This window comes from Kamptonema animale CS-326, assembly GCF_028330895.1.
GTDB lineage: Bacteria > Cyanobacteriota > Cyanobacteriia > Cyanobacteriales > Microcoleaceae > Kamptonema > Kamptonema formosum.
Map to the genome: position 1 here is coordinate 1 of NZ_JAQMUA010000271.1, position 4,615 is coordinate 4,615.

Sequence of the window (4,615 nt, forward strand, 5' to 3'; positions counted from 1 at the left end):
GAGCAGGGGAGCGGGGGAGCAGGGGAGCATTTCTCGCTCTACACCAGTTAATCCCTCTCCGCCATCTACCCTATTTCCCCCATCTCCTCCATCCCCCCCATCTTCCCCATCCCCATCTGGGCCTGTTCCAGAGAATTTTACCGATCCGTCGGAACAGTCAGCACCCGCTGGTTTAGATGTAGAAGCGAGTGCTAATAAGCCCATCAGCACCATCGAAGCGTACTTGATGCGCCAAGAACTCACAAATCTTTTGGGTAGGTTTGAAAGCTCTCTGATCGCGGCTAATTCTGCGAATATAGCTATCAACCTCAACGCCGCAAACCTTGCACCCCAATTGGTAGCGGCGACTAACAATATGGGTGGTGGGGTTGCTACTAGACCTCCAGTTATACAAGGGGCCGCTGCGGGTGCGATCGCACAGGCGAAGCAAGTGCTACAAGAATTCGATCGCCTGATCGCAGCCCAAAACTACACCGCCGCTAGGCAACAATGGTTACAAGCGCGTCAACAACTGTGGCGAAACTACCCCACAGAAGGACAACGAGTCGGGGCAGAAATTCGTGCCGTTTGGCTAGATCGAGGCAGTATTGTCAAGGCTGGTTCTGAGCAAGGATTAGCCGCAATTTTTGACCGTCTCGCCCAAGCTGGCATCAATACAGTTTTCTTTGAAACTTTAAATGCTGGATATCCTATTTATCCCTCTCAAGTTGCACCGCAACAAAATCCCTTAATAGTTGGGTGGGACCCACTGGAATCTGCGGTGAAATTAGCCCACGAGCGGGGTATAGAGTTGCACGCTTGGATCTGGGCTTTTGCTACTGGAAATAAGCGGCATAATGCCTTGCTGGGACTCCCTGGGGATTATCCAGGACCGGTACTTTCAGCTCATCCAGATTGGGCCAATATAGATAATCAAGGTCGCCGCCAGCACGTTAATGACGGCAAATTTTACCTCGATCCTGCCAATAAAGACGCCCGCAGTTATTTATTACAAATAATTGGGGAAATTTCCAGTAAATACAAAGTTGACGGTTTACAACTGGATTATATTCGCTATCCTTTTCAAGACCCAAATTTGGGTTTTAGTTTTGGTTATGGGAAAGCCGCCCGCGAACAATTCCAGCAAATCGCAGGTGTAGATCCGGTTAAACTTTCTCCAGATAGTGGCGATTTATGGCGTAAGTGGACGGAGTTTAAAACCGAACAAATTAATAGCTTTGTCGCGGAAGTTTCCCAGTTTTTGCGACAGAATCACCCTGGCACAATTTTGTCAGCAGCAGTATTTCCTCACCCAGAAAGTCAGCGGATTTATAAGATTCAGCAAAACTGGGAAGTTTGGGCGCGTCGGGGTGATGTGGATTTAGTTGTGCCGATGACTTATGCTTTGGATACTAATAGACTCCAACGGATTGCACAACCCCTAGCGAGGGAACAGAATTTAGGCCCGACTTTAATTGCTCCAGCAGTGAAGTTATTGCAGTTACCTGAAATTGTGGCAATTGACCAAATTCAAGCTTTGCGAGATTTGCCAACGGGGGGTTATTCAATTTTTGCTGTTGAGACAATTACTAATAATTTGCAAAGTTTTTTTAGTCGCACTCAAGGTCAAACTCCTGTGCGTTCTCAGTCTGCAAATGGGCCTATTCCTTATCGTCAACCTTTTGAAGCTGCTGCTGTTCGCTATACTGCCTTAAAGCAGGAATGGAGTTTGCTTTTAGCTACTAATCAACTGCGAATTTCTGATTCTGAGCTTAAGGGTTTACGCTCTCAATCTGATGAGTTAGCGCAGGCTTTGAGTGCATTGGCTGCTAATCCTTCTGGGGATAAGTTAGGGAATGCTAGGAGGTTGTTAGAAGCTTTTGAATCTCAGTTTCAAAATTCAATGCGGCTTCATTCTATGGAGAATAGTTATCAGGTTCAAACTTGGCAGAATCGTTTGGCGAGTTTGGAGATGCTATTACGTTATGGGGAGAGGGTAGAGTTGAACCGCCGATGAATGCAGATGAACGCAGATCAATAAAAATATCTGCGTTTATCTGCAACTATATTTATTTCTCTGATTCAAACAAATCAGCAGGAGACATTTGGAAAAAATCAGCAAGTTGGCGAATTTGCTTGGCTGTGAGTTTTCGCTTACCGCTCAATACTTCAGAGAAAGTAGACTCTGATTTAAAAATAGGTACTAAGTCTTTTTTTTCTAGATTCTGTTCTTCTAAGAGAGCCTTAATTAATTTTATTCCTTGAAGCTTAGGTATAGGCTCCTGGTAAAGTAGTTGATGCTCGTAGACTAGACTCCCTAGAACATTAAGGTAGTCTTGTTCATCTGGTGTTAACTCGCCCTTATCTATGAGTGAATCGATTACTTTTTGGGTAGCATTCAATTCCTCTTCAGAAATAATCGGGCGAGGAGGAAAGCTTTTAAGCAAGTCTATGTATTCGTTATTAGTTTGTATACCAAGAGTCATTTTTCCAGTCCTCTTTGTCATATTCCGCATGGGTAAGAATATTGCGGATGAAAACTTTTTGATACTTATAATCTACCAAAGTGATTAATCTATAATTGTTACCACTGATGTTAAAAACTGTGAAATTCTCTACTTGATCTGCGGAGGGGAATAGTTGCCGCAACTCGTTAAAGTTCTGCCATTTAGCCTTTGCTGTGCGTTGGTTCCACAGTTGCAAGCTATTCTCTGCATTAGGGTGTTCTTCCCAGAACTTTTGTAGTCGCGCAGGAGTGATTACGTGCATGATATATTTTGAGGATGGGGTAAATATTCATAATCGATAAGTGTGCTATTGTTGAGCTACATCATTTATCTTAGCAAATTACAAATATCCTGTCAAGATTCTTCACCATTTTTTATACTATTTTTAGACTTTTTAGAAATCTTCTGCTGAGAAAATATTCGGCAATTATTTATATCAGAATTCTCTTGAGCAATTATCTGAGTATTTGACATACTTACTAAATTATATTGAACATTTTCCCCGTAAATAGTTAGAGAAATCTGACAAATTTCTAGGAAGTTAATAAACCACTGACAATCATCCTGCTTTTCATCTTCATAATACTGGATTAATCGGGCAAGACAAACTTCTAAATGCAGCCGCGAATGCTGAGAAATTAAAATTAACTTCAGCAACAAAATCCCCAAATTCAAAGGATTTCCTTGAGAAGCGAATATTCTAAAAATTGCCGAGGGTTTACCAGAATTTTGAATAGTTAAGTATTTAATTAGATAATTGCAAGTTCTGAGCAGTAAATTGGCATTAAATTTTTCTTCATCGTTTTCGGGGGAAATAAGATTAAGTCTGTTAGTTAATTTAGTTTGAATAATTTTTACTAAAACACTATGTTCAACTAAATAAAATAAATACTGAATTAGAGATTCTTTAAACTGCTTGTAGCTCATGTTTTGGCTCTGAGCTATGAAAATATTAGCTAACCTGGGATAACTCAAAGAACCTCGGTGTACCAAAATCATTTTAATTAAATTCAGAGCTTCATCGCCTAAAAGTGTGGGATTATGGTAAATTATGTGTTTAAATGCAGGTGATTGACAGCGAGATGTGTACATTGCAAGTTCAAACTTGTACTGCTCTTTTATCTGCTGCGATAAAATTCTAGCCGCTTGACGTTGTTCTTCTGAATTTGAGGGGTCTACATATTGAGTAGCTAGTAAAAAAGGGGTGTAGCGGCTAGTCCAGTGAGTTTGAGCAACATCATATTTAGATACAAATAGCTTGATTTCTTCGTAGTCTTTGCTTTTCACAAAGTTGATTAGCCAAACTTTGAGTATTCTCAGAGGATGATCTAAAGGGGGCTGGGTTGACTGTTCTTTACCAATAACTTGAACTAATTCGAGAGACAGTTGGTATTGCTTCTGAGACATCCAGTTATTTAGTAAGATGTAGCAGCAACGCTTAAACAAATTTTTATACTCTAATTCATTTTTAACCAAAACTATTGTATGTACGGCTTGAATTACTTCAGAACTTACGGGAAGAATTAGCGCAATAAATAAATTTTTAAATTCTTGAAATACTGAGGCTGGGGTACAGGATTTTACGCTCTCAATAAAAAATTTGTAGATAGTTTCTTGAGCGCTATGAACATTCAATTCAACATTATTTAATTTAACTAATTCTTGATTTTGATTGCCCTCAGATAATGTATTATTCGCTATTGAGGGCGACAGAACTTTTGACTCTTTCGTGTTTGCAGAAGATAAAAAGTCCTGAGATGCCATAGTGTCCTCTATCAGTTGAATTGAGTTCTTATTATTATATGGCGGCCTCTAGTTTTATGTCGAAACCCTAAATTTTATTATATGGATATGGCGGACTCTAGTTTACTGTCGAATCCCTCATAGGAGCATTTCAGTTTTATGCTGCTACACTTAAAAATTTTTAATCCTTATGAAATGATGTAAAATCAAGATATTAACTGTTTTATTTCAATTAGACAAGTGGTTGAGTGCGGAAATAAACCCGCAAAACTACTTGGGATTGGGGGGGGAACACTTTCTGTGGATAGGCAAATCTATCTAAATTTGGAGCTAGCCTTGCTCTTGGGAGTTTAGCAACACTACTTGACCCTTTGCGATCGCGAAAA

4 protein-coding genes are annotated in these 4,615 nt (G+C 40.1%); 1 reads left to right on the plus strand and 3 read right to left on the minus strand.

The genetic code is table 11. The features are described 5' to 3' along the window. Nucleotides 1-1,996: glycoside hydrolase family 10-like protein (locus PN499_RS15680; protein WP_272032942.1), on the plus strand; the 1,996-nt coding region annotated here is incomplete at its 5' end. Nucleotides 1,997-2,048: 52 nt separating this feature from the next. Here PN499_RS15680 and PN499_RS15685 read toward each other — a convergent pair. The 3 genes from PN499_RS15685 to PN499_RS15695 form a co-directional block, all read right to left on the minus strand. Further along, entirely contained in the window at nt 2,049-2,465 is a 417-nt protein-coding gene (locus PN499_RS15685; protein WP_272032944.1) for a helix-turn-helix domain-containing protein, read from the minus strand. Further along, nucleotides 2,443-2,748 (minus strand): type II toxin-antitoxin system HigB family toxin, encoded by a 306-nt coding sequence (locus PN499_RS15690; protein ID WP_272032946.1) that lies wholly within the window; start codon nt 2,746-2,748, stop codon nt 2,443-2,445. The genes PN499_RS15685 and PN499_RS15690 overlap by 23 nt, the downstream gene beginning before the upstream one ends. A 92-nt stretch (nt 2,749-2,840) precedes the next feature. Then, nucleotides 2,841-4,250, minus strand: coding sequence for a hypothetical protein (locus PN499_RS15695; protein ID WP_272032948.1), 1,410 nt, complete (start codon nt 4,248-4,250; stop codon nt 2,841-2,843). Nucleotides 4,251-4,615 lie beyond the last annotated feature (365 nt).